This window comes from Aeromonas sp. QDB56 (genome assembly GCF_027705505.1).
GTDB lineage: Bacteria > Pseudomonadota > Gammaproteobacteria > Enterobacterales > Aeromonadaceae > Aeromonas > Aeromonas caviae.
The window spans coordinates 1-23,309 of sequence record NZ_JAPDBZ010000061.1; the positions used below are offsets into that span (position 1 = coordinate 1).

Annotated in this window: 18 protein-coding genes and 1 pseudogene; 8 read left to right on the forward strand and 11 right to left on the reverse strand. The window is 64.0% G+C overall.

What is annotated here, in order from left to right; genetic code table 11:
- Positions 1–169 precede the first annotated feature (169 nt).
- From fbaA to OKB81_RS11460, 8 genes are all read right to left on the reverse strand, one after another.
- Positions 170–1,249 carry a class II fructose-bisphosphate aldolase gene (gene fbaA / locus OKB81_RS11425; protein WP_010675658.1) on the reverse strand — a complete coding sequence of 360 codons (1,080 nt, stop codon included), beginning with the start codon at positions 1,247–1,249 and terminating at the stop codon, positions 170–172.
- Positions 1,250–1,364: 115 nt separating this feature from the next.
- Positions 1,365–2,528, reverse strand: a complete 1,164-nt coding sequence (locus OKB81_RS11430) for a phosphoglycerate kinase (RefSeq protein ID WP_039040546.1) — start codon at positions 2,526–2,528, stop codon at positions 1,365–1,367.
- A gap of 66 nt (positions 2,529–2,594) precedes the next feature.
- On the reverse strand, positions 2,595–3,605 hold the full coding sequence (gene epd / locus OKB81_RS11435; RefSeq protein WP_160838188.1) for an erythrose-4-phosphate dehydrogenase: 1,011 nt from the start codon (positions 3,603–3,605) through the stop codon (positions 2,595–2,597).
- A 50-nt stretch (positions 3,606–3,655) separates the two neighbouring features.
- Positions 3,656–4,585, reverse strand: a complete 930-nt coding sequence (locus OKB81_RS11440) for an ROK family protein (RefSeq protein ID WP_160838190.1) — start codon at positions 4,583–4,585, stop codon at positions 3,656–3,658.
- A gap of 151 nt (positions 4,586–4,736) precedes the next feature.
- Complete coding sequence (gene hemE, locus OKB81_RS11445; RefSeq protein ID WP_010675662.1) at positions 4,737–5,804, reverse strand: uroporphyrinogen decarboxylase; 1,068 nt, start codon at positions 5,802–5,804, stop codon at positions 4,737–4,739.
- 139 nt (positions 5,805–5,943) lie between these two features.
- Positions 5,944–6,723 carry an NAD(+) diphosphatase gene (nudC, locus tag OKB81_RS11450; RefSeq protein ID WP_160838192.1) on the reverse strand — a complete coding sequence of 260 codons (780 nt, stop codon included), beginning with the start codon at positions 6,721–6,723 and terminating at the stop codon, positions 5,944–5,946.
- 164 nt (positions 6,724–6,887) lie between these two features.
- Positions 6,888–7,493, reverse strand: coding sequence for a TIGR04211 family SH3 domain-containing protein (locus tag OKB81_RS11455; protein WP_010675664.1), 606 nt, complete (start codon positions 7,491–7,493; stop codon positions 6,888–6,890).
- Positions 7,494–7,645: 152 nt separating this feature from the next.
- Positions 7,646–8,398, reverse strand: coding sequence for a potassium channel family protein (locus tag OKB81_RS11460; protein WP_160838194.1), 753 nt, complete (start codon positions 8,396–8,398; stop codon positions 7,646–7,648).
- A gap of 100 nt (positions 8,399–8,498) precedes the next feature.
- On the opposite strand from OKB81_RS11460, the gene OKB81_RS11465 reads away from it, so the two are divergent.
- From OKB81_RS11465 to glnE, 3 genes and pseudogenes are all read left to right on the forward strand, one after another.
- Positions 8,499–9,749 (forward strand): methyl-accepting chemotaxis protein, encoded by a 1,251-nt coding sequence (locus tag OKB81_RS11465; RefSeq protein ID WP_160838196.1) that lies wholly within the window; start codon positions 8,499–8,501, stop codon positions 9,747–9,749.
- Between the two features lie 107 nt (positions 9,750–9,856).
- A pseudogene (locus OKB81_RS11470) lies at positions 9,857–10,297 on the forward strand (GNAT family N-acetyltransferase).
- Positions 10,298–10,432: 135 nt separating this feature from the next.
- The gene (glnE, locus tag OKB81_RS11475; RefSeq protein ID WP_270664050.1) at positions 10,433–13,306 is read left to right on the forward strand and encodes a bifunctional [glutamate--ammonia ligase]-adenylyl-L-tyrosine phosphorylase/[glutamate--ammonia-ligase] adenylyltransferase; all 2,874 of its coding nucleotides are present in this window, start codon (positions 10,433–10,435) and stop codon (positions 13,304–13,306) included.
- A gap of 50 nt (positions 13,307–13,356) precedes the next feature.
- Here glnE and OKB81_RS11480 read toward each other — a convergent pair whose 3' ends face one another.
- The 3 genes from OKB81_RS11480 to OKB81_RS11490 all read right to left on the reverse strand — a co-directional run bounded on the left by OKB81_RS11480 (position 13,357) and on the right by OKB81_RS11490 (position 18,724).
- Positions 13,357–14,091: an SDR family oxidoreductase gene (locus tag OKB81_RS11480; protein WP_160838200.1), complete on the reverse strand. Its 735-nt coding sequence runs from the start codon at positions 14,089–14,091 to the stop codon at positions 13,357–13,359.
- Between the two features lie 139 nt (positions 14,092–14,230).
- The gene (locus OKB81_RS11485) at positions 14,231–16,387 is read right to left on the reverse strand and encodes an AsmA family protein (RefSeq protein ID WP_160838202.1); all 2,157 of its coding nucleotides are present in this window, start codon (positions 16,385–16,387) and stop codon (positions 14,231–14,233) included.
- Positions 16,388–16,576: 189 nt separating this feature from the next.
- Entirely contained in the window at positions 16,577–18,724 is a 2,148-nt protein-coding gene (locus tag OKB81_RS11490) for a prolyl oligopeptidase family serine peptidase (RefSeq protein WP_160838204.1), read from the reverse strand.
- A gap of 215 nt (positions 18,725–18,939) precedes the next feature.
- Between OKB81_RS11490 and OKB81_RS11495 the strand changes: the two genes are divergently transcribed.
- The 5 genes from OKB81_RS11495 to OKB81_RS11515 all read left to right on the forward strand — a co-directional run bounded on the left by OKB81_RS11495 (position 18,940) and on the right by OKB81_RS11515 (position 23,132).
- On the forward strand, positions 18,940–20,139 hold the full coding sequence (locus OKB81_RS11495; protein ID WP_160838206.1) for a threonine synthase: 1,200 nt from the start codon (positions 18,940–18,942) through the stop codon (positions 20,137–20,139).
- Positions 20,136–20,801 carry an amino acid ABC transporter permease gene (locus OKB81_RS11500; protein WP_113977614.1) on the forward strand — a complete coding sequence of 222 codons (666 nt, stop codon included), beginning with the start codon at positions 20,136–20,138 and terminating at the stop codon, positions 20,799–20,801. The genes OKB81_RS11495 and OKB81_RS11500 overlap by 4 nt, the downstream gene beginning before the upstream one ends.
- A 74-nt stretch (positions 20,802–20,875) precedes the next feature.
- Positions 20,876–21,538 (forward strand): amino acid ABC transporter permease, encoded by a 663-nt coding sequence (locus tag OKB81_RS11505; RefSeq protein ID WP_052815507.1) that lies wholly within the window; start codon positions 20,876–20,878, stop codon positions 21,536–21,538.
- Positions 21,535–22,299, forward strand: a complete 765-nt coding sequence (locus OKB81_RS11510; protein ID WP_160838208.1) for an amino acid ABC transporter ATP-binding protein — start codon at positions 21,535–21,537, stop codon at positions 22,297–22,299. The genes OKB81_RS11505 and OKB81_RS11510 overlap by 4 nt, the downstream gene beginning before the upstream one ends.
- On the forward strand, positions 22,296–23,132 hold the full coding sequence (locus OKB81_RS11515; RefSeq protein WP_160838210.1) for a transporter substrate-binding domain-containing protein: 837 nt from the start codon (positions 22,296–22,298) through the stop codon (positions 23,130–23,132). Before OKB81_RS11510 ends, OKB81_RS11515 begins: the two co-directional genes overlap by 4 nt.
- The last annotated feature ends 177 nt before the right edge of the window (positions 23,133–23,309 follow it).

Here is a 23,309-nt window from a genome sequence, read left to right on the forward strand (position 1 = left end):
TGCCGATGTGGAGCGGGTGATGTCACTTTGTAGCCGAGATTGGATAAAACTGACCTAATGTTTAATCCGATTGGTATCAGCCCCCCATCCCCAATCCAGCCCATCAGGATCACAGAAATGCAAAAGGCGCCCCGAAGGGCGCCTTTTCATGCAATCAAGGTGCTGCGAATTACAGTACGTCGATGGCGTTCAGGTCGGAGAAGGCCTTCTCCAGACGCGCGATCATGGAAGTCTGACCGGCACGCAGCCATACGCGCGGATCGTAGAACTTCTTGTTCGGCTTGTCGGCACCTTCCGGGTTGCCCAGCTGGCCTTGCAGGTAGGCTTCGTTGGACTTGTAGAAGTTCAGCACGCCTTCCCAGGTCGCCCACTGGGTGTCGGTGTCGATGTTCATCTTCACCACGCCGTAGGAGATGGATTCGCGGATCTCTTCCAGGGTAGAGCCGGAGCCACCGTGGAACACGAAGTCCAGGGACTTGGCAGGCAGACCGAACTTCTCGGAGACGTACTTCTGGGAGTTGTCCAGGATCTTCGGAGTCAGCTTGACGTTACCCGGCTTGTACACACCGTGCACGTTGCCGAAGGAGGCAGCGATGGTGAAGCGCGGGCTGATCTTGGACAGACGCTCGTAGGCGTAGGCCACGTCTTCCGGCTGGGTGTACAGGGAGGATTGGTCCAGGTGGCTGTTGTCCACGCCGTCTTCTTCACCGCCGGTGCAGCCCAGTTCCAGCTCCAGAGTCATGTTCATCTTGGCCATGCGGGTCAGGTACTCGCAGCAGATGTCGATGTTCTCTTCCAGAGACTCTTCGGACAGATCCAGCATGTGGGAGGAGAACAGCGGCTTGCCGGTTTCGGCAAAGTGCTTCTCGCCCGCGTCCAGCAGACCGTCGATCCACGGCAGCAGCTTCTTGGCGGCGTGGTCGGTGTGCAGGATCACCGGTACACCGTAGGCTTCGGCAACGGCGTGCACATGCTTGGCACCGGAGATGGCACCCAGGATGGCAGCTTGCTGGCCTTCCAGCTTCAGACCCTTGCCGGCGGTGAACACGGCACCACCGTTGGAGAACTGTACGATAACCGGGGCTTTGACCTTGGCAGCAGCTTCCAGCACGGCGTTCACGGAGTCGGTACCGACGCAGTTGACGGCCGGCAGAGCGAAGCCGTTTTCCTTGGCGATGGCGAACACTTTCTGAACGTCATCACCAGTGATCACGCCGGGTTTTACGAAGTCGAAAATTTTCTTAGACATGTTTAATCGTCCTGTCTCGTATGCCGTTAATAAAAAGTGGGGGGTTCATCATGAACCGGCACAGCGGCCACATGATAAACGAAACGGGAGGCTTTTGCCCCCCGTCCCGGGTCAATTAGGCTTTGGCGCGCTCTTCGAGAATCGCGACAGCCGGCAGTACCTTGCCTTCTACGAACTCCAGGAAGGCGCCGCCGCCGGTGGAGATGTAGGAGACCTTGTCGGCGATGCCGAACTTGTCGATGGCAGCCAGGGTGTCACCACCGCCAGCGATGGAGAAGGCCGGGGAAGCGGCGATGGCTTCGGCGATCACCTTGGTGCCTTCAGCGAACTGGTCGAACTCGAACACGCCGACCGGGCCGTTCCACAGGATGGTCTTGGCGTTCATGATGATGTCGGCCAGGGCCTTGGCGGAATCCGGACCGATGTCGAAGATCATGTCGCCGTCAGTCACGTCGGACACGGACTTGATGGTGGCCGGGGTGGATTCGGAGAATTCGCTACCCACAACCACGTCGGTGGTCACCGGAATGTTGGTTTCGGCAGCCAGTTTCTTGGCGGTGTCGATCAGGTCGTGCTCGCACAGGGACTTGCCGACGTTGTGACCGGCAGCAGCGATGAAGGTGTTGGCGATGCCACCACCGACCACCAGCTGGTCAGCGATCTTGGAGAGGGATTCCAGCACGGTCAGCTTGGTGGAGACCTTGGAGCCACCCACGATGGCAACCATGGGGCGCTCGGGCTTGAGCATGGCTTTGCCCAGGGCTTCCAGCTCACCGGCCAGCAGGGGGCCTGCACAGGCAACCGGCGCGAACTGGGCCACACCGTAGGTGGAGCCTTCGGCACGGTGAGCAGTACCGAACGCATCCATTACAAAGACGTCACACAGGGCGGCGTATTTTTTGGCCAGCTCTTCGGTGTTCTTCTTCTCGCCTTTGTTGAAACGGCAGTTTTCCAGCACAACCAGCTCACCGGCGGCGACGTCTACGCCATCCAGGTAGTCTTTGGCCAGACGAACCGGGCAGGACAGTGCGTCTTTCAGATAGTTGACAACCGGAGCCAGGGAGAATTCTTCGTTGTATTCACCCTCGGTCGGACGACCCAGGTGGGAGGTGATCATCAGCTTGGCGCCCTTTTCCAGAGCCAGCTTGATGGTCGGCAGAGTCGCAACGATACGTGCATCGGAAGTGACCTTGCCGTCTTTTACCGGCACGTTCAGGTCAGCACGGATCAGAACGCGTTTGCCCGCCAGATCCAGGTCGGTCATCTTGATAACAGACATATTCAGTCCTCTATATATTTTCAGGTAATGTTAAAAAAACAGTAACCTTGCGCCCGGTGCAGACTCTCAGCCTGCGGCCATCATGGCCTGGGTGGTATCCAGCATGCGGTTGGCGAAGCCCCATTCGTTATCGCACCACATCAACATCTTGACGAGGTTGGCATCGCTGACCCGGGTCTGGGTACCATCAATGATGCAGGAGTGTGCATCATGATTAAAGTCTACGGAGACCAGTGGCTCTTCCGTGTAGTCCAGAATACCGTGTAATGTACCTCTGGATGCCCGTTGCAGGGCTTGATTTACGTCACTAACTGTCACTTTTTTACGAACAGTAATGCTCAGATCCATGGCGGTTACATTGATGGTCGGTACCCGTACCGCGATCGCCTCGAACTTGCCGGCAAAGTGGGGAAGGATACGTTCCAACCCCTTTGCCAGCTTGGTGTCCACCGGGATGATGGACTGGCTGGCTGCCCGGGTTCTGCGCAAGTCGCCGTGATAGGCATCGATGACTTGCTGATCGTGCATGGCCGAATGAATTGTCGTAATAGTACCACAATTTATCTCGAATTCTCGATGCAATGTTTCGATGACGGGGACCACGCAGTTGGTGGTACAGGAGGCGTTGGAGACGATCCGCTCCCGCCCGGTCAGCACCTGGTGGTTGACCCCGTAGACGATGGTGGCGTCCACGTCCGCGTCCGCCGGATGGGAGAAGAGCACCTTGCCCGCTCCCGCCCCCAGATGCAGCTCGGCATCGGCCCGGGAGCCGAACACCCCGGTGCAGTCCAGCACCACATCCACCCCCAGCGCCCGCCAGGGCAGCCTGGACGGATCCTTCTCGGCAAACAGGGCGATGAGATCCTCCCCCACCTGCATGCTGTTGCCCGCCAGTTGTACCGGATAGCGGAACCGGCCGTGGCTGGTGTCAAAGCGGGTCAGGTGCACCATGGCCTCGGGGGCAGCCAGCTCGTTGATGGCCACTATCTTGATGGTCTTGTCGCGGCCGCTCTCGTAGAGGGCCCGCAGCACGTTGCGGCCGATGCGGCCATAGCCGTTGATGGCAATCTTGATCATGGAAACGTTGTGTCCTTAGCTGCGACAAAGGGATGGGAGGAAGGGGCGACTCACGAGAGCAGTGCCTCGCGAAAGACGCCGCGGGCCAGCAGTGCGGCACCGAATACCCCGGCGCTGTCCCCCAGAGCCGGCGCTATCATGGGGGTGGCGAAGCGGGGGTTGAACAGGAGGGGCAATACCGTTTCGCGCCCGGCGCGATAGAGGCTCTGCACATTGCCCACGCCGCCACCGATGACGATGACGTCCGGATCGAGAATATTGATCACGTTGGCGAGGGCCTGGCCGAACAGCAGGTGCAACCTGTCCATGGTGAGCCTGGCGACATGATCATGGGCACTGGCCGCAGCAATCTGGGCGAGCGAGAGACGGCGTTTGGTCCTGGCCTCGTACCAGGCCTCCAGCGCCGGGCCGCTGATGAGGGTTTCGACGCAGCCGCGCTTGCCGCAGTAGCACTCTGGCCCCTCCGGCAACAGGACGTTGTGCCCCCACTCCCCGGCGATGCCGTGGTGACCGTTGAGGATCTGGCCGTTGATGACGATGCCGGCCCCGACCCCGGTGCCCATGATGATGCCAAACACCACTTTTGCATCGGGATGCTGCTGGCGCACCGCCCCCAGATGGGTTTCCGCCAGGGCAAAACAGTTGGCGTCGTTGGCGATGAGCACGGGGACGCCCAGCCTGCGCTCAAGATCTTCCTTGAGCGGCTTGCCGTTGAACTCGGTGGTGTTGCTGTTTTTCAGCAGCCCGGTCTGGGGGTCCCGGGCCCCTGGCGTCCCCATGCCGATGAGTGCAGGACGCTGACCGAGTTTGGCGGCACACTCGTCCACCAGTTTGGCGATCTGGCCCAGCATGTGCTGGTAGCCGCCGCGCCGTTCAGTGGGAATGCGGTGGCGCAGCAACACCTCGTCGCCATCTAGCACCACGCACTCGCACTTGGTCCCGCCAAGGTCGATGCCCCAATCCCACGCCCGCTTCTCCATCCAGCCTCCTGCCCCTCAACGACCCCATCCCGGCCACGACTGCCAACATGGGGGTGCAGTGTAACCCGAGCCGCGACCAGGATGCAGCCCCCTGTGTCACGGACAGCAAAACGGGGCCCGCAGGCCCCGTTCATCACGCTGTTTGCCGCACTCAGCGACCGTGGTACCGGGCGGAGAGCTCATGCACCGCGTTGACGAACACGCCAGCATGTTCCGGGTCCACATCCTGATGGATGCCGTGCCCCAGGTTGAAGACATGGCCGTTGCCATGACCGAAACCGGCCAGAATGGTGGCGACCTCTTCGCGGATCCGCTCCGGGGTGGCGTAGAGCATGGAGGGATCCATGTTGCCCTGCAGCGCCACCTTGTCGCCCACCCGGCGTTTGGCGTCCGCGATGTCGGTGGTCCAGTCCAGCCCCAGGGCATCGCAGCCGGTGGCGGCGATCTGCTCCAGCCACTGGCCGCCGTTCTTGGTGAACAGGGTGACCGGCACACGGCGGCCCTCATGTTCACGGATCAGGCCATCGACGATCTTGTGCATGTACTGCAGGGAAAAGTCGCGGTAATCCCGCGGGGTGAGCACGCCGCCCCAGGTATCGAACACCATGACCGCCTGGGCACCCGCCCTGATCTGGGCGTTGAGATAGCTAATCACGCTGTCCGCCAGCTTGTCGAGCAGCAGGTGCAGGGTCTGCGGCTCTGCATACATCATCTGCTTGATCTTGGTGAACGCCTTGGAGCTGCCCCCCTCCACCATGTAGGTGGCCAGGGTCCAGGGGCTGCCGGAGAAGCCGATGAGCGGCACGTCGCCCTTGAGCTCGCGGCGGATGGTGCGCACCGCATTCATCACGTAGCCGAGCTCGTCTTCCGGATCCGGGATGGGCAGGGCCTGCACGTCGGCCATGGAGGTGATCGGGCGCTCGAAGCGCGGGCCTTCCCCGTGTTCGAAGTAGAGGCCCAGCCCCATGGCATCGGGCACGGTCAGGATGTCGGAGAAGAGGATGGCGGCATCGAGTGGATAGCGGCGCAGGGGCTGCAGGGTGACTTCACAGGCCAGCTCGGCGTTGCGACACAGGGACATGAAATCCCCCGCAACGGCGCGGGTCGCCTTGTATTCCGGCAGATAACGGCCAGCCTGACGCATCATCCATACCGGGGTCATGTCCACTTCCTGGCGCAGCAGGGCACGCAGGTATCGATCGTTTTTCAGCTCTTTCATCCCAGTTCCTGAGTCATGTCACGCATAAAATGGCGGACATGATACCACTTTGTGCAAGGCTGAGGGCGACCCTGACGCCGCACATCGCCGCAGGAGTGCAAAGATGTGAGGGGGCGCATACAAGCGCCCCCGTTTTCCCTCAACGCGCCTCGGCGAGGCACTGTTCGATGAGCCGGCGCGCTATGGTGCCATGAGGGGGCAAGCGCGGCAGCCGGTCAGCCTCAAAGAAGCCTGCCGCCACCAGTTCGTCATCCTGCACCCGGATCTCGCCGCTCTCGTAGTCGGCGGTGAAGCCCATCATCAGGCTGTGGGGGAAGGGCCAGGGCTGGCTCGCCACGTAACGCACATTGGTCACCCGGATGCCGCTCTCCTCGAACACCTCCCGCGCCACGCACTGCTCCAGATTCTCCCCAGCCTCCACGAAGCCGGCCAGCACGGTATACATGGGATCATCCGCCTGATAGTGACGGCGGTGGGCTGCCAGCAAGATGGCCGGCCCCTTGCGCACCGCGACGATGATGCAGGGGGAGATGCGCGGATAGACGACATGGCCGTGATGACACCCCTGGGCCCACTCCCCTTCCCTCGGGGTCATGGGGGCGCCGCACTCACCGCAGAAACGATGGGTACGGCGAAAAGTGGCGAGCTGCCAGGCCCGTCCTGCGAGGCGAAAGCCCTCTTCGTCCCCCGCCACCATGAGCTGGCGCAGCGGGGCCATGGCCCCGGTCTCCGCCTCCGTGCCCAGATCCAGCAGATGGCAAGGCAGGCCATCCCACTCGTCGAAGCGCTCGAAGGGGGCGGTGTGCAGATGGGGGGGCAAAACGGCGCGGGCCCCTTTTGGAATGCGCCCCTGTTCATCCAGCAGGACGAGGTGATCGCCCCCCAGCACGAACCAGCAGGCCTGTTCAGTTGATGACATATGATGAAGGCTCTTGTTGAGAATGCGCGCGGCACAGGATCGTTCGCCTCATCTTACGAGCGGGAAGGGCCGATGGCGACCCCCGACATGGCCCTCTTCTCGCCAGACACACCATGAAAAAGGCCGCCTCTGGCGACCTTTCATCCTGTTGACCGCCCGGGCGATCAGTTCATCCAGCGCTCGCTGCTCTTGCGACGGCGCGGGAGCATGGGCAGGAGGATCCCGAGCAGGATGCCGCCCCCCACCATGGCACCACCGCGGATGAACCAGTCCATCTGCATGTCGTGCTCACGGTTGTCATAGCTCTGGGTCAGGGCGTCGTTCTGTTCCTTGAGGCTGCTCATCTCGGCGCTCTGGCTGTCCAGACGGGCTTTGAGGCTGGCGATCTCCTTGCTCTGCTCGGCTATCTTGCCATCCTTCTCGGCGAAGCGTTTCTCGTTGTCGCCATTGAGGTTCAGCAGACGGGCCTTGGCTTCGTCCAGCTCTTTCTGAACCTGGGGAAGGCGTTCACGCAGGCTGATCTCCCCCTGCAGCTCGCTGTTCTTGATCCAGCCCTCGCGGCCACGACCGTCCACCACCTGGGTGAATCCGGCCTCCTGGTTCACCGCCTTGACCTCCAGCGGCTCACCTGCCTTGACGCTGCCGAGGATCCGGTACTGGGTACCCGGACCGTTGTGGATATAGGTAAAGATGTTGTCTGAAACATAGCGGGTATCGGCCAGTGCCTGTTGGGCACACAAGCAGATCAGGATCCCGAGAAGGGCGCGCATGGTCGATCGATTCTCTTCGTTGGATTAGGTTGCAGGCCGAATGTTAAGCCGCCTGCGGGTCAAAGGACAAGCAAAGAAAAGCGCCATCTCCCCGAGTGAGAGCTGTCTCGCAGCACCGCCGGTTTACGACGCGACCATTCCAGACGTCGCACCTACTTCTGTTTCAGCGCCTGCACCTCGGCGCGCAAGGCCTTGAGCTCTTTGAGCAGTTGCGCCTGCTGCTCGCTCTGCTGGCGTCGCCACACCGCAGTGTCGTCGTTGGTCTTGCCGGGATGGACGAACAGGCTGGCCATGAAGCCGCTGAGGGCGCCAAACAACCCCACTCCAAAGAGGATCAGCAGGCTGGCGACGAAGCGCCCCTCCTCCGTCTTGGGCACCAGATCCCCGTATCCCACGGTAGAGAGGGTCACCAGCGTCCACCAGAAGGCATCGTAAGGAGTCTGGATCTGGCTGCCGGGTTGTCCCGTTTCCAGCCAGTACATGACGCCGGAGCCGACCCCCAGCAACAGGAAGAAGAGGAAGAGAATGCCGGAGAGGGTGGTTTCGTTGCGTTCACGACGGAACATGGCCAGCAGATCCGGTCTGTCCCGGAGCAACTGGTAGACCCGCCACAGCTGGATGAGCCGCGCCCAGCGCAGTTGTTCCACCATGGGCAGGCTGCCGGGCAGATAGAACCAGTTGCTCTTGAAGAAGGCCATCCTGTCGGAGGCGCGCGCCCAGCCATAGGCGAAGTGAGCGAGGAAGAAGTAGCAGATCAGACTGTCGACATCATAAAAGAGCTGTAAAGTCTGGGGGCTCAGTTCACCGTGCCCCAGCCAGCGAGCAGCCACCAGGCAAACCGAAATCACGGAGAGAAACCCCATCAGCAGATCCATGGTACGCAAATGAGTTAAGTGATATCGCATACAATTTCCAACTTTAAGCACGGTGCAAATTAATAAAAAGGAAGATAATGCCGATAGCTATGACGGCAAAGGAATAATGGACGTTGAAAGGAGAAAAATTATGCAGTTGAACCCGCTGGAGAGGCGCATGAGCAACATCCGACTAGTGCCCAAGGTGGTGCTGCTCATGGTGTTCAGCACCCTGCTGCTGCTGGCCAAACTCTGGTTCGATGCCAGCAACCTGGAAGCGACCCTGCTCAGCGAGGGCATTGATGCCGCCATGGCCAACACCATCGCCGATCGCCTGCTCTGGACCGGGCTGGTGGAGACGGCGCTCATGGGGGTCGTCTTCGTGGTGCTGCTGCTCACCGGCTCCCGCCTCATGGTCAAGCAGGTCCACTACCTGGTGGGGCTGCTGGAGCGTTTCGCCAACAAGGATCTCAGCCACAGCGTGCTGCTCAAGTCCCGGGACGAGTTCGGCGACATCGCCAAGGCGGTGGCCCACTCCCAGGAGAACCTCAAGGAGGTGTTCGGGACCCAGCGTGCCGCCTGCAAGGAGCTCAACGAGATCGCCTCCCAGGTGACTCTCTGTATGGATGAGGCGAACGAGGCCATCAACGAGGAGTTCACCCAGATTGAGCAGCTTGCCAGCGCCATGAGCCAGATGGTCGGTGCCATTCGAGAAGTGGCCAACCACGCGGAGCAGGCGTCCCACGCCACCGCCGGAACCAGCCAGCTGGCCGAGGAGGGCAGCCGCTGCGTGGCGGCTACCGTCAACACCATCGACACTCTCTCCGGCAACATCCAGCGCTCCTCCACCGTGGTCAACGAAGTGGAGCACGGAGTCGATCGCATCGGATCCGTGGTGGACACCATCCGCAGCATCTCCGAGCAGACCAACCTGCTGGCCCTGAACGCCGCCATCGAGGCCGCCCGCGCCGGTGAGGCAGGTCGCGGTTTTGCCGTGGTCGCCTCCGAGGTGCGCGAACTCGCGAACCGTGCCCAGGCGGCCACCGTCGAGATCCAGAAGATGATCGAGCAGCTTCAGGGCAACGCCCGCCAGGCCGTCGGCCTGATGGCCGAGAGCGTGCAGCAGGCGGACAAGGGGGTGGAGCAGGTGACCCAGGCAGGTACCCAGCTCGACACCATAGTGCAGCGGGTGCAGGGAGTGGCCGACATGAACCGCCAGATCGCCGCCGCCTCCGAGCAGCAGAGCTCGGTGGCCGAGGAGATGAATGCCAACCTGGAGCAGGTCAAACAGGTGGTGGAAGGCTCCGTCGTGGTGCTGCGGGAGCTGAAAGATGCCTCCGAACTGGTGGAACACCACAGCCAGACGCTGGACAGCCATATCCAGGCCTTCAAGCTGGCCTGATGCTGGCACCCATTGTCAAACCTTCAGGCTGGCCTGAGGTCGTGATTTGAGTACACTGGAAGGCCCCCTTAGGGGCCTTTCTTTTTTCATCACGGCAAGGAGCCAGGATGCAGACCACAGAACGTGCGCTTGAGATAAGCGACGACAAGGGGCGCCTCGACGTCCCGCTCATTCACCGTTTCCTCAGTGAAGAGGCCTACTGGTGCCTCGGCATTCCCCTCGCCAACCTGCAGCGGGCCATCAACCACTCCCTGTGCTTCGGAGCCTATCTCGACGGCCAGCAGGTCGCCTTCGCCCGGGTCATCACAGACAAGGCCACCTTCGGTTATCTCGCCGACGTCTTCGTGCTGCCCTAACATCGCGGGCGCGGTCACAGCAAGGCCCTGGTGGCAGCCATCCTCGCCCACCCGGAGCTGCAAGGGCTGCGCCGTCTCTCCCTCGCCACCTCCGATGCCCACGGCCTCTACGCCGGTTTCGGTTTTGTGCCGCCGAGAAGCCCCGGCAGCCTGATGGAAATCTACGACCCCGAGATCTACCGGCGTCCCTGAGCCCGGCCGATCGCCAGATCCGTCGCCGGATCACCTTCCGGGCAGCGGCGCTGTGACGCCAGCGCCCGGGAGTGCTAGATTGGCAGCCGGCTTTTCACTCTCCCTGCAGACTCGTCAACCACAAGGATGGCAACCGTGGCCCAGCACTCTCCCTCTTTCTCCGCCTTCTCTCCCTTGTTGCAGGAGCAGGCCCTGCGCCACTGGCAGCGGCTGCTCGCTCTGGCGCCCCAGTATGACGCACTGCCCGAGCCCACCCGCCAGACCCTGCTGACCCTGCTCGGCCTCTCCGACTTTGTCGCCGACTCCCTTATCAAGCAGCCGGGGCTGCTGGCCGAGACCCTGGCATCGGACGCACTGACCCGGGCCGAGCGCTGGCCCGCCTATGAACCTGAGCTCGCAGCCCTGCTCGCCGAGGTCGCGGACGAGGAGGCGCTCAAGCGTATCCTGCGCCAGTTCCGCCGCAGCCGCATGCTGGTGATCGCCTGGCGCGAGCTGCTCGGGGAGTCCGAGGTCGAAGAGAGCTTCATCCATCTCACCAAGCTGGCGGATGCCCTCATCTGTGGTGCCCGCGACTGGCTCTACGCCAAACAGTGCAGCGAGCTGGGCACCCCCATGGACGGCGATGGCAACCCCCAGCCGCTGCTCATCCTCGGGATGGGCAAGCTCGGCGGCGGCGAGCTCAACTTCTCCTCGGACATCGACCTTATCTTCACCTTCCCCGAGAACGGCTACACCGTTGGCGGGCGGCGGGAGCTCGCCAACCAGCAGTTCTTCATCAAGCTGGGGCAGCGTCTCATCAACGCCCTCCACCAACCCACCCAGGATGGTCAGGTGTTCCGGGTCGACATGCGACTGCGCCCCTTTGGCGATGCGGGGCCGCTCGCCATCTCCTTCGCCGCCATGGAGGACTACTACCAGCATCACGGCCGCAACTGGGAGCGCTACGCCATGGTCAAGGCGCGGGTGCTGGGCACCCAGTGCGAACACGCCATGGCCCTGACCGAACTGCTGCGCCCCTTCGTGTTCCGCCGCTATATCGACTTCGGCGTCATCGACGGCCTGCGCCAGATGAAGGCGATGATCGCCGCCGAGGTGCGCCGCAAGGGACTGGAGGGCAACATCAAGCTGGGGGCCGGGGGCATTCGCGAGGTGGAGTTCATCGCCCAGGCGCTGCAACTCATCCGTGGCGGGCGCGAGCCCGCCCTGCGGGTACGCCACCTGCCCGAGGCGCTGGCCGCCATCGCCCAGGGGGGTGCCCTGGAGGGGAGCCAGTGCGAACGCCTGCTCACCGCCTATCGCTTCCTGCGCCGGGTGGAAAACATCTTGCAGGAGATCGGCGATCAGCAGACCCAGACTCTGCCCACCGAGGAGCGGGATCGCCAGCGGCTCATCGCCACCCTCGGCTTTACCGACTGGGACGCCTTCATGGCCCACCTCGATGAGGAGATGGCCGCCGTCCATCAGGAGTTCGTCGCCGTGGTGGGGGAAGAGAAGGAGGCCCCCGCCCACCTGGAACAGCTCTGGCTCGATCTCTGGCGCACCGAGCTTGATGCCGCCGAGCTGGAAAAACTGCTGACCACGCAGGGAGTGGTGGAGCCCGCCCCCCTCTGCGCCGCCCTGCTGCGTTTCAAGGAGGAGTACAAGCGCCGTCAGGTGGGGCCCCAGGGGCGTATCGCCCTGGACTGGCTGATGCCGGAGCTGCTGCGGCTGGTGGTGGCGAGCCGCGAGCCCGCCCGCCTGTTCGAGCGGGTCTGCACCCTGCTGACCCGCATCTTCACCCGCAGCGCCTATCTGCAACTGCTGGCGGAAAACCCCGCCGCCCTGCGCCAGCTGGTACGCCTGTGTGACGAGAGCAACCTGGTGAGCGAGCAGCTGGCCCGCTACCCCATCCTGCTGGACGAGTTGCTCGATCCCCAGCACCTCTATCACCCCACCCCGCTCGATCAGTACAAGCCCCAGCTGCGCCAGTTCCTGCTGCGCATCCCCGAAGAGGACGTGGAGCAGCAGATGGAGGCGCTGCGCCAGTTCAAGCAGGTGCAGCTGTTGCGCATCGTGGCGGCCGACATCGCTGGCGCCCTGCCGCTGATGAAGGTGAGCGACCACCTCACCTGGCTGGCGGAGGCGATCACCGAGGAGGTGGTCAATCAGGCGTGGGCCCAGATGAGCGAACGCTACGGTGTCCCCCCCGAGGTGGCGGTGAGCGGCCAGCGCGGCTTTGCGGTGGTGGCCTACGGCAAGCTGGGGGGCATCGAACTCGGCTACGGCTCGGATCTCGATCTGGTGTTCCTGCACGGCGGCGACCCCAACAGTTACACCGATGGCCGCAAGCCCATCGACAGCCGCCAGTTCTACCTGCGCCTGGCCCAGCGGATCCTGCATCTGTTCAGCACCCGCACTCCGTCCGGCATCCTCTACGAGATCGACATGCGGCTGCGCCCCTCCGGCGAGGCCGGCCTGCTGGTCTCATCGCTGTCGGCCTATGAGCAGTACCAGCAGCAGGAAGCCTGGACCTGGGAGCATCAGGCCCTGGTGCGAGCCCGTCCCATCTATGGCGATGATGCCGTGGTCGCCGAATTTGCCCGCATCCGCCGCGACGTGCTGGCCAAGGAGCGGGATCTGCCCAGCCTGGCCCGCGAAGTGCGGGAGATGCGCCAGAAGATGCGGGATCACCTGCTCAAGGCGGGAGAGGGAGAGTTCGATCTCAAGCAGTCCCCCGGCGGCATGGTGGACATCGAGTTCATCGCCCAGTACCTGGTGCTGGCCCATGCCTGCGGTGAGCCGGACGCCCTCACCCGCTGGTCAGACAATGTGCGCATCTTCGATGAGTGCGTGATGGCGGGGGTACTCACACTGGAGCAGGCAGAGGGGCTCAAGCACGCCTATCTGGAGATCCGCAACCTCGGCCATCGCCTCAACCTCTCCGAGGTCTCCCGCAAGGTGGGCGACGACAGGCTGCTGCCGGAGCGCGGCCATGTGCTGGCGGTCTGGCAACAGCTACTGGGGGAATAAACCGAAGGGGCGCCGAGGCGCCCCTTGTTGTATCTATCATCGGGTCGGGGTCAGCGCCCGCCGGCCACGTCGATGAAGGTGCCGGTGACGTAGGAAGCCTCGTCAGACAGCAGCCAGGCGATGGCGGCTGCCACCTCGGCCGGCTGACCGCCCCGTTGCAGCGGGATCTGCCCTTTCACCCGGTCGACCCGACCGGGCTCGCCGCCGTCGGCGTGCATGTCGGTGTAGATAAAACCCGGACGCACCCCGTTGACCCGGATCCCCTGGGCCGCCACCTCCAGCGACAGCCCCCTGGTCAGCACGTCGACGGCCCCCTTGGCGGCGGCATAGTCCACGTACTCCCACGCCGAACCCAGCCGGGCTGCGGCCGAGGAGACATTGACGATAGCGCCCCCCGCCGTCATCCGGCGCACCGCCTCGCGGCAGCAGAGAAAGCAGCTGGTGACATTGGTGGTCAGGGTCTGGTTGATGCGCTCGGCGCTCATCTCCAGTACCCGCATCTGCGGCTGCAACCTGCCGGCGTTGTTGACCAGATGAGTGACGGGGCCGAGCCGCGCGTCCATCTCCTCGAACAGACGCACCACCTCAGCCTCCACCCCGGCATCGGCCTGCACCGCGATGCAGCGGACCGGATGGGAGGCCAGGATCTCGGCCACCAGCGCCTCGGCACTGCCCTTGTCATGGCGATAGTTGAGGCACAGATGATAGCCCTGCCCCGCCAGATGGCGGGCGGTGGCGGCGCCAATGCCTCTGCCGCCGCCGGTGATCAGCACCCGTTTGTTCATGAACCCTCCTGATTCCCGGTTTCGAAGACTATTTCGCATAGTACCTCATGTTGCCGACCACACCTCGTCCCGTAACGCCCGGCACCACAGCAAAGAGCCCGCACGGGGCGGGCTCTTGATGACAACAACGGGAGGCTGGCTATTTGAACAGGCCCTTGAGCAACTGGTCGGCCACCCCCTTCACCCCTTCGTTGTCGGCCTTGTCACCCAGCAGCTTCTTGAGACCGCGCTCGGCCTCCTTGCGGGCCTTCTCCTCCAGCAGCTTGTTGTTGCTGAGCAACTCCTTCACGTCGAGCCGGTAGCTGGGCACCTGCCAGTGGCCGCCGATGCGCACCGGTATGGTGATGTCCTTGAGCTCGTCCACGCTCTTGCCCCCCTGCCCCTTGCTGCTCTCCACCACGGAGGTGAGGAACAGGAAGTCGAGGGTCTCCGGCACCAGGGCGGTCTGGCCCTGCCCCTTCACCCGCAGGGCGGGGGCAAACAGCTGGATGTCGTCGCTCCTGGCAACCCCGTCGGCAATCCGGAAGCTGGCGGTAAGCGCGCTGAAATCGGTCTTGCGCACCTCCTTCACCTGATCAGCACCCTTGCCGGTCAGGGTGGCTCGCGCCTCGCGGATCATCTCCGCCAGGTTGATGCCGTGCAGGGCACCGTCGCTCAGCCTGAGGCTCACCTTGCCCTGCATCCGGCTGCGCAGCGCCTGCTCGGAGAGTCCTGAGCCCTGCGCCTCGACCTCCAGATCCCCCTTGCCTTCCAGCAGGTCGGTCTGGGCCAGGGTCTGCAGCAGCGGCCGCACATCGACCCCCAGCACCCGCTTGTGCACCTGATAGCGGGCCGGCTGCTGACGGGCATCTAGCACGCCGCTGGCGGTCACCTGACCGCCGGCCACGCCGGCGCTGAACTGCTTGAGGGTGAGCTGGCCACCGGCCAGGGCCAGTTGCAGATCGACGGCGCTCAAATCCAGCCCCTTCAATCGCAAGCTGCCCAGTTGCAGCCGGCCCGCCAGGTCCACCGCCTTGAGGGCGGTAAGATCCGGTTCGGCCGTGGAGAGCGCCTTGGCGGCGGGTGCGGCGGTCTGTGCCGGCGCCCCGGCCGGGGCGGCAGCACCCGAGGTGGCAGCCACAGGCGCCGCCTTGGCCGGCTGACCGAGCCAACTGTCGAGATCCAGCTTCTCCCCCTTGAGGTCGAACGCCACCTTGGGCACGGCGCCCAACTGCACGCTGCCGTTGCCGCTCAGCAGAGCATCATCCACCCCCATCACCAGGTTGCTGAGGGTGACGGCCTGTTTGCCCAGCTCGGCGCGGGCAAAGCCCGCCAGCTTCACCTGCATCTGCGGGCGCGGCAGGGCATCGCCGCTGAGCTTGGCGGCCAGCACGGCATCCGATATCTCCAGCAGTTGCCGGTTTTCATCGAGCCGCGCCTTGAGAGTTCCCTCCAGCGTACCGGCCAGGGCCGGCTTGTCCGCTGCCCCCTGTGCCCCCTGCAGACTGAGGGTGAGGCTGCTCCACTGACCCAGTGCCAGCCGGTCGGCCTTGAGGGAGAAAGCATCCAGCCGCTGGGTCGGTTCGCTCAGGCTCCCCGCCAGTGCGACATCTTTCAGCTCGCTGCGGCTGGCATCGGACGCTAGCTTGAGCTGGGCCGACCCCTTGAGATCAAACGCCAGCTCACCCTGGGCCCCCTTGGCGGCCAGGGTCACCGGTACCCACTCCCCCGGGGTCAACTGCCCCAGATCGAGATCCAGCCGGTCGAGCCGGGAGACGGTACCGCTGCGGTCGTCCCGCACCAGGGCGCTGGCATCCACCAGCGCGATGCCTTGCAGGCTGATCTGCCAGGGCTGTCTGTCACTGGCGGGCGGGGGCGTCGTTGCGGCAGGCTCGGAGGCCGCCTCCCCCTTGGGCTCGGCGGAGGCCTTGAGCAGATCCCTCAGGTTGGAGCTGCCATCAGCCCTGGTCTGGATAAACAGATGGGCGCCACTCAGGGTCACCTTGCCGATCTCAAGCTTGTGGGAGAGCAGTGGCAACAGGCCCACCGAGGCCTCCCCGCGCGTGAAGCGCACCAGGTCGGGCTCGGCAAAGCCGGCGGGGTTGCGCAGCGCCACCTGCTCGAGGGAGAGGCCGAGGCTTGGCCAGAAACGCCAGCCGATATCCCCTTGTATCACCAGCTCGCGGCCGGTGCTCTTGCGCACCTGTTCCACCAGCTGGGGCTTGAACTGGTTGGGATCGATGAGGGACACCAGGGCGGCGATGGCCACCACGGCCGCCAGCGCCAACCCCAGCAGGATGTAGATGATCTTCTTCACGATGGACTCCTTGAATGCGGATCTTGTGGCTGACTATACCACCGGGGGGATGACAGATGGGGCCCGTCTGCCAAAACGGGCCAGTGGCGAGACAGAGATGGTCGCAGGCCCACGTTCAAACACGCGGCAATAAAAAGGGCCCCGCAGGGCCCTGATGATAGTGGATGGCTGGCGCCCGCCTCGCCCGGATCAAGGCTGACGCGGCAGCTCCCTGTAGCCCATCTCGTACAGGGTGAAGGCATAGATGTCCGCACTCTGCTCGATAAGCTTGGCCACCGGCGTGCCCGCCCCGTGCCCGGCATTGGTCTCGATGCGGATGAGCTGGGGATGGGGGCCGGCATTGTCGGCCTGCAGGGTGGCGGCAAACTTGAAGGAGTGGGCCGGCACCACCCGATCGTCGTGATCCGCCGTGGTCACCAGGGTCGAAGGGTAGCTGACCCCGGCCCGGACGTTGTGCAGGGGCGAGTAGCCCTTCAAGTAGTCGAACATCGCCTCGCTGTCGGCGCTGGTGCCGTAGTCATAGGCCCAGCCTGCCCCAGCGGTGAAGGTGTGGTAGCGCAGCATGTCGAGCACCCCCACCGCCGGCAGGGCGACCCGCATCAGATCCGGCCGCTGGGTCATCACGGCCCCCACCAGCAGACCGCCGTTGGAGCCACCTCGGATCGCCAGCCGATCGGTGCGGGTGTAGCCCTCGGCCTTGAGGTACTCGGCCGCCGCGATGAAATCGTCGAACACGTTCTGCTTGTTCTGCTGGGTGCCCGCCAGGTGCCAGGCCTGGCCGTACTCGCCGCCCCCGCGCAGGTTGGCCACCGCATAGACGCCCCCCAGATCCAGCCAGTTGGCTACCGACACGCTGAAGCTCGGGGTCAGGCTCACGTCGAAGCCGCCATAGCCGTAGAGGATGGTCGGGTTGCTGCCATCGAGTTTCAGCCCCTTGCGGTAGCTGATGATGAGCGGCACCCGGGTGCCGTCCTTGCTCTGGTAGAAGCGCTGCTCGGAAACGTAATCCTCCGGTTTGAACGGCGCCGCCGAGGCGCGATAGAGGCTGATGGCGCCGCTCTTGGGCTCGAACCGGTAGAGAGTCGGCGGCTGGGCATAGTGCTCGAAGCCGAAGTAGAGGGCGGGGTCGTCGTGCTTGCCGTTGAAGCCACTGACGCTGCCAAGGCCGGGCAGCGCCACCTCGCGCACCCGCTTGCCCTCGTAGTCGAACTGCTCGACCCGGGCGGTGGCATCCACCATGTACTCGGCGAACAGATAGCCGCTGCCGCTGTGTACCGTCAGCACCTGCTGACGCTCGGGAATGAGATCCCGCCAGTGGGCCGGGCCCGGGTTGGCGGCATCCACCGTCACCAGCCGGCCGTTGGGGGCGTCCCGGTTGGTCAGCAGGTAAAGGGTGCCGCCCTGGTTGTCCACCAGGCTCACGTCCGCATCCAGATCCCCCTGCACCGTCAGCAGCGGCGCGTTCTCCTGGCTCAGATCCTTCACATAGAGGCGGTTGCCCGAGGTGGAGTTCGCCGCCGAGATAAGCAGGAAGCGGTCATCTTCGGTGACGGTTGCCCCCACGTAACGGTGGTGCTGGGCCGGGATGGCGCCGAACACCAGCCGGTCATCCTCCTGCGCCGTGCCGAGCCGGTGGAAATAGACCTTGTGCTGATCTGTCCTGGCCGACAGCTCGCTGCCGTCGGGCTTGTCGTAGCTCGAGTAGAAGAAGCCCTCGTTGCCGAGCCAGCTGATGCCGCTGAACTTCACGTCCTTGAGGGGCGCCTCCAGCGGCTGCTTGCTCTGTACGTCCATCAGGTGGATCTCGCGCCAGTCGCTGCCCGCCAGCGACAAGGAGTAGGCCAGGATGCGGCCATCGCGGGAGAAACTCAGCTGATCCAGCGCCGTGGTGCCGTCGGGGCTGAGGGTATTGGGATCGAGGAACACCTCGGCCGGCTTGCCCTCCAGCTGGCGCCACAGCACGTTCTGGTTCTGCAGGCCGTCGTTCTTGAAGAAGTAGTGGTAGCGCCCCTCGCGAAACGGCGCCCCCTCCTTGGCGTAGTTCCAGGAGGCGGCCAGCTTCTCCTTGATGGCGGCGCGATACGGGATCTGCGCCAGGTAACCCTGAGTCACCCGGTTCTGGGCCTTGACCCAGGCCTCCGTCTCGGGGCTGCGATCATCCTCCAGCCAGCGATAGGGGTCGGCCACGGCCTGGCCGAAATAGTGATCCACCTGCTCACCCTGGCGGGTGACGGGGTAGTGAAGGCGCGTATTCCCTGACATGGCATCCTCTCTGGTTGGCTGGCCGCTGCACGCACAGAGCAGTGACAGGGCCAGCAGGCTGACAATGGCTCGCATCGAGGCGGCTCCCTGCGGTTTGAATGAGCGGGCAGGTTAACAAAGCGCGCCGGATGGCCCAACCCCCCGACCGGTGGCAGAGGGTGGCCCGCCGACACGGGGGAGCCATATGAATTTTTTCGCTTAAGTTTGCCGCTTTATTTTGTTTGTTATCCGGCCCTTGGGTCACAGGATGGAATAAGACACCAGCCAACGTGAGCCATTCAGGATAAAGCATGCCGTACAGCTACCTATCACATCTGCGTTGCAGCAAGACCGGCGAGATAGTGGATGCCGATCAGCCCCAGCAGTTGAGTCCGGTCGGTGCCCCCTTGCTGGCCAGTTACGACCTCGAGGCCCTGAAACAGGCCTGGCACCCGGCCGCTCTGCTGGGGCGCCCCGCCAGCCTGTGGCGCTACCACGAGCTGCTGCCGGTGCGCGACCCCGCCCAGGTGATCACCCTGGGGGAAGGCTTCACCCCTCTGCTGCCCCTGCCCGCTTTCGGCAAACAGATCGGCATTCCGGATCTCTGGATGAAGGATGAGAGCATCATCCCCACCGGTTCTTTCAAGGCCCGCGGCGCCGCGGTCGGCGTCTCCCGCGCCCGGGAGCTCGGCATCACCCACTTCGCCATGCCCACCAACGGCAACGCCGGTGCGGCCTGGGCGCTTTACGGCGCCCGCGCCGGCTTGCGCAGCACCATAGTCATGCCCCAGGCGGCCCCCGCCATCACAAGACTGGAAACCTCGCTGGCCGGTGCCCGCCTCTATCTGGTGGATGGCCTCATCAGCGACGCCGGTCGCCAGGTGGCCGAGCAGGGGCGGTTCGATGCCTCCACCCTCAAGGAGCCCTATCGCATCGAGGGCAAGAAGACCATGGGGCTGGAGATCGCCGAGCAGCTCGGCTGGACCCTGCCGGACGTCATCCTCTACCCCACCGGCGGCGGAGTTGGTCTCATCGGCATCTACAAGGCGCTGCGGGAGTTGCAGGAGCTGGGCTGGGTCAAAGGTCCGCTGCCGCGACTGGTGGCGGTGCAGGCGAGCGGCTGCGCCCCCATCGTCCAGGCCTGGCAGCAGGGGGAGCGCGAATCGCGCTTCTGGCCCGATTCCCAGACCCTCGCCTTTGGCATCAACGTGCCCAAGGCGCTGGGGGACTTTCTGGTGCTGGACGCCCTCTATCGCACCGAGGGGTGCGCCGTCGCGGTGGACGATAGCGCCATCCAGCGCAAGATCCGACAGCTCGCCGCGCGCGAAGGCAGCTTCGTCTGCCCGGAAGGGGCGGCCGCCTTCGCCGCCGCCCGCCAGCTGCGGGAAGCGGGCTGGATACAGGGGGGCGAGCGGGTGGTGGTGCTCAACACCGGCGCCGGCATCAAGTACCCTGACGCCATCACGGTCGTGCCCCAGCGGCTGCGCCGCGACGGGAGGATCCCGGCATGAGCTTCGACTGGTCCTTTGTTCTCACCACCCTGCCGGCGTTCGGCCAATCGGTCTGGGTCACCCTGCAGCTCGGCATCCTAGTGATCCTCACCTCGCTCACTGTGGCGCTGCTCAATGTGACCCTGCAAAGCCTGCACAAGCCCTGGCTGAACGGGGTGATCCGCGCCTATGTGGAGCTGGCCCGCAACACGCCGCTCTTGATCCAGCTGTTCTTTCTCTACTTCGGGCTGCCGGCGCTCGGCATCTCGCTCTCCGGCTTTGCCACGGCAGTGATCGCCATGACCTTCCTCGGCGGCGGTTACCTGACCGAGGCGCTGCGGGCAGGCGTTCAGGCAATCCCCCCCAGCCAGCTGGAAGCAGGCCGGGCCATCGGCCTCTCCCGCTGGCAGTTGCTACGCCACGTGCAGCTGCCCCAGGCCTGGCTCGCCAGCCTGCCGGCGCTGTTTGCCAACTTCATCTTTCTGCTCAAAGAGACCACGGTGGCCTCGGCGGTGGCGGTGCCCGAGCTCCTCTACACCACCAAGAACTACATCGCCCTCTACTACAAGACCTACGAGATGCTGGCGGTACTGACCTTGATGTGCGTGCTGATCTTTCTGCCGCTCTCCCTCGCCCTGCGCGTCGTTGAAAGGAGGCTGCAACATGGTCAGTTCGGTCACTGAATCGCTGATACAAGCAGCTATTTTCCTGCTGTCACCTTCACTCGTCACCGATGCAGAGGAAAGGAGGGATCACTATGGCCAGTCCGGTCACTGAGCAGTTGGCGCAGGCGCTGCCGCTGCTGGCGGTGGGCGCGGGTCAGACCCTCGCCATCTCGCTGCTCGCCATCCTGTTCGCCACCCTGGGCGGGGTCGGTTACGGCGTGCTGGCCCAGCAGGGGGGAAGGCTGACTCGGGGAGTGCTGCGGGTCTATCTGGAGCTGTTTCGGGTGGTGCCCGTGCTGGTCTGGCTCTACCTCTTCTTCTTCGGGCTGCCGATCTTCTTCGGCCTCGATATTCCGGCCTTCTGGTGCGCCGTGCTGGTGCTGGCCCTGTGGGGGTCGAGCGAGGTAGGGGAGGTGGTGCGCGGCGGCCTGGGATCCCTCGCCCGCGGTCAGCAGGAGGCCGGGCTGGCGCTCGGGCTCTCCCGCTGGCAGCTCTATCGCCACGTGCTGCTGCCCCAGGCGCTGCAACGGCTGACGCCGCCGACCATCAACATCTACACCCGCATCATCAAGACCAGCTCGCTGGCGGTGCTGATCGGGGTGGTGGAGGTGATCAAGGTGGGCCAGCAGATCATCGAGCGCACCTATGGCTCGCTGCTTATCTACGGCCTGCTGTTCCTGTTCTTTTTTCTGGTCTGCTATCCGCTCTCGCTCGCCTCGCGCCGGCTGGAGCAACAATGGGGTAATGCGGTATGACACCTCTGCTTGAGCTCAATGCTGTCAGCAAACAATTCGGCCAACACCGGGTACTGGACGGGGTCAGCCTCACGGTGAACCCAGGGGAAGTGATCGTCATCCTGGGGCCGAGCGGCTGCGGCAAGAGCACACTGCTGCGCACCCTCAACGGGCTCGAACCCATTCAGGGGGGCGATATTCGCTTCGACGGAGAGCGGCTGGATGCCAGCACCGACTGGCAGCGGGTACGCCAGCGCATCGGCATGGTGTTCCAGAGCTATCACCTCTTCCCCAACCTGACGGTGCTGGAGAACGTGCTGCTCGGCCCTGTGCAGGTGCAGAAGCGGGAGCGGGCCGAGGCCCTGCTGCAGGCGGAGCAGCTGCTGACCCGCATCGGCCTGTGGGAGCGGCGCCACGACTATCCACGCCAGCTCTCCGGCGGCCAGCAGCAGCAGCGCATCGCCATCGTGCGGGCCCTGTGCATGAACCCGCAGGTGATGCTGTTTGACGAGGTGACCGCTGCGCTGGATCCCAAGATGGTACAGGAGGTGCTGGAGGTGATCCGGGATCTCGCCGGCAGCGGCATGACCCTGCTCATCGTCACCCACGAGCTGGCCTTCGCCCAGGCGGTGGCGGATCGCATCGTCTTCATGGACGGCGGCCACATCCTGGAGCAGACCGCCCCCCATCAATTTTTCGACAATCCCAGGAGCCAGCGTGCCCGCCAGTTCCTCGCCAAGTTTTCTTATACAACTGTCAGCAAACGAAAGGAGTCAGCATGAAGATAATTACCTCGGTCCTGTTTAGCGCCCTCATCGGCCTGGGCCTCGCCAGCGGCGCCGCCCAGGCAGAAGACGGTTCCCTCGCCAAGATCAAGGCGCGGGACAAGCTCATCGTCGGCGTCTTCACCGACAAGCCGCCGTTTGGCTATGTGGACGAGAAAGGAAACTACGTCGGCTTTGACACCGATCTCGGCCGCCGCTTCGCCAAGGATCTGCTGGGGGACGAGAACAAGGTCGAGTTCGTGGCGGTGGAGCCAGCCAGTCGCATTCCCTTCCTGCAGAGCGACAAGGTGGATCTGATCCTCGCCAACATGACGGTGACCCCGGAGCGGCGGCAGGTGGTGGACTTCACCAACCCGAACCTCAAGGTCGCGGTGCAGGTGCTGGTGCCGGAAGGCAGCGACGCCAAGAAGCTCGACGATCTGGCAAGCAAGCGGCTTATCGTCACCACCGGCACCACGGCCGACATCTGGCTGACCCGCAACCACCCGGACTGGAAGGTGCTCAAGTTCGAGAAGAACACCGAATCCCTGCAGGCCCTGGCCCAGGGCCGCGGCGATGCCTATGCCAAGGACAACCTGGTGCTGTTCAGCTGGGCCAAGGAGAACCCGGGCTATCGGGTGCTGCCCGAGAAGCTGGGCTCGGAAGACCCCATCGCCCCGGCGGTGAAGAAGGGCAATATCGAGCTGCGTGACTGGGTCAACGACCGTCTCGCCAAGCTGGGGGAAGAGAAGTACCTGCTCAAACTCTACGACCAGTATGTGCGCGACAAGCTGAGCGCCGATACCGATCCCAACGACGTGATAGTGGAAGGAGGCAAGTGGCAGGGTTGAGCCCTGCCCCCACAGCAGTGCTGAGTGTGAAGTGTGTGATCTTTGGTTCCGTTGGTCTGCAAACCGCAAGGTTTGACCTTTCCAGGCGCCCCCTCCAGGTGCAATGCTGATCAGTTAAGGATCCATTGACCGATCCTTCTGCTGTAGGACAATCCGGAACCAATCACTGGTTCCGGA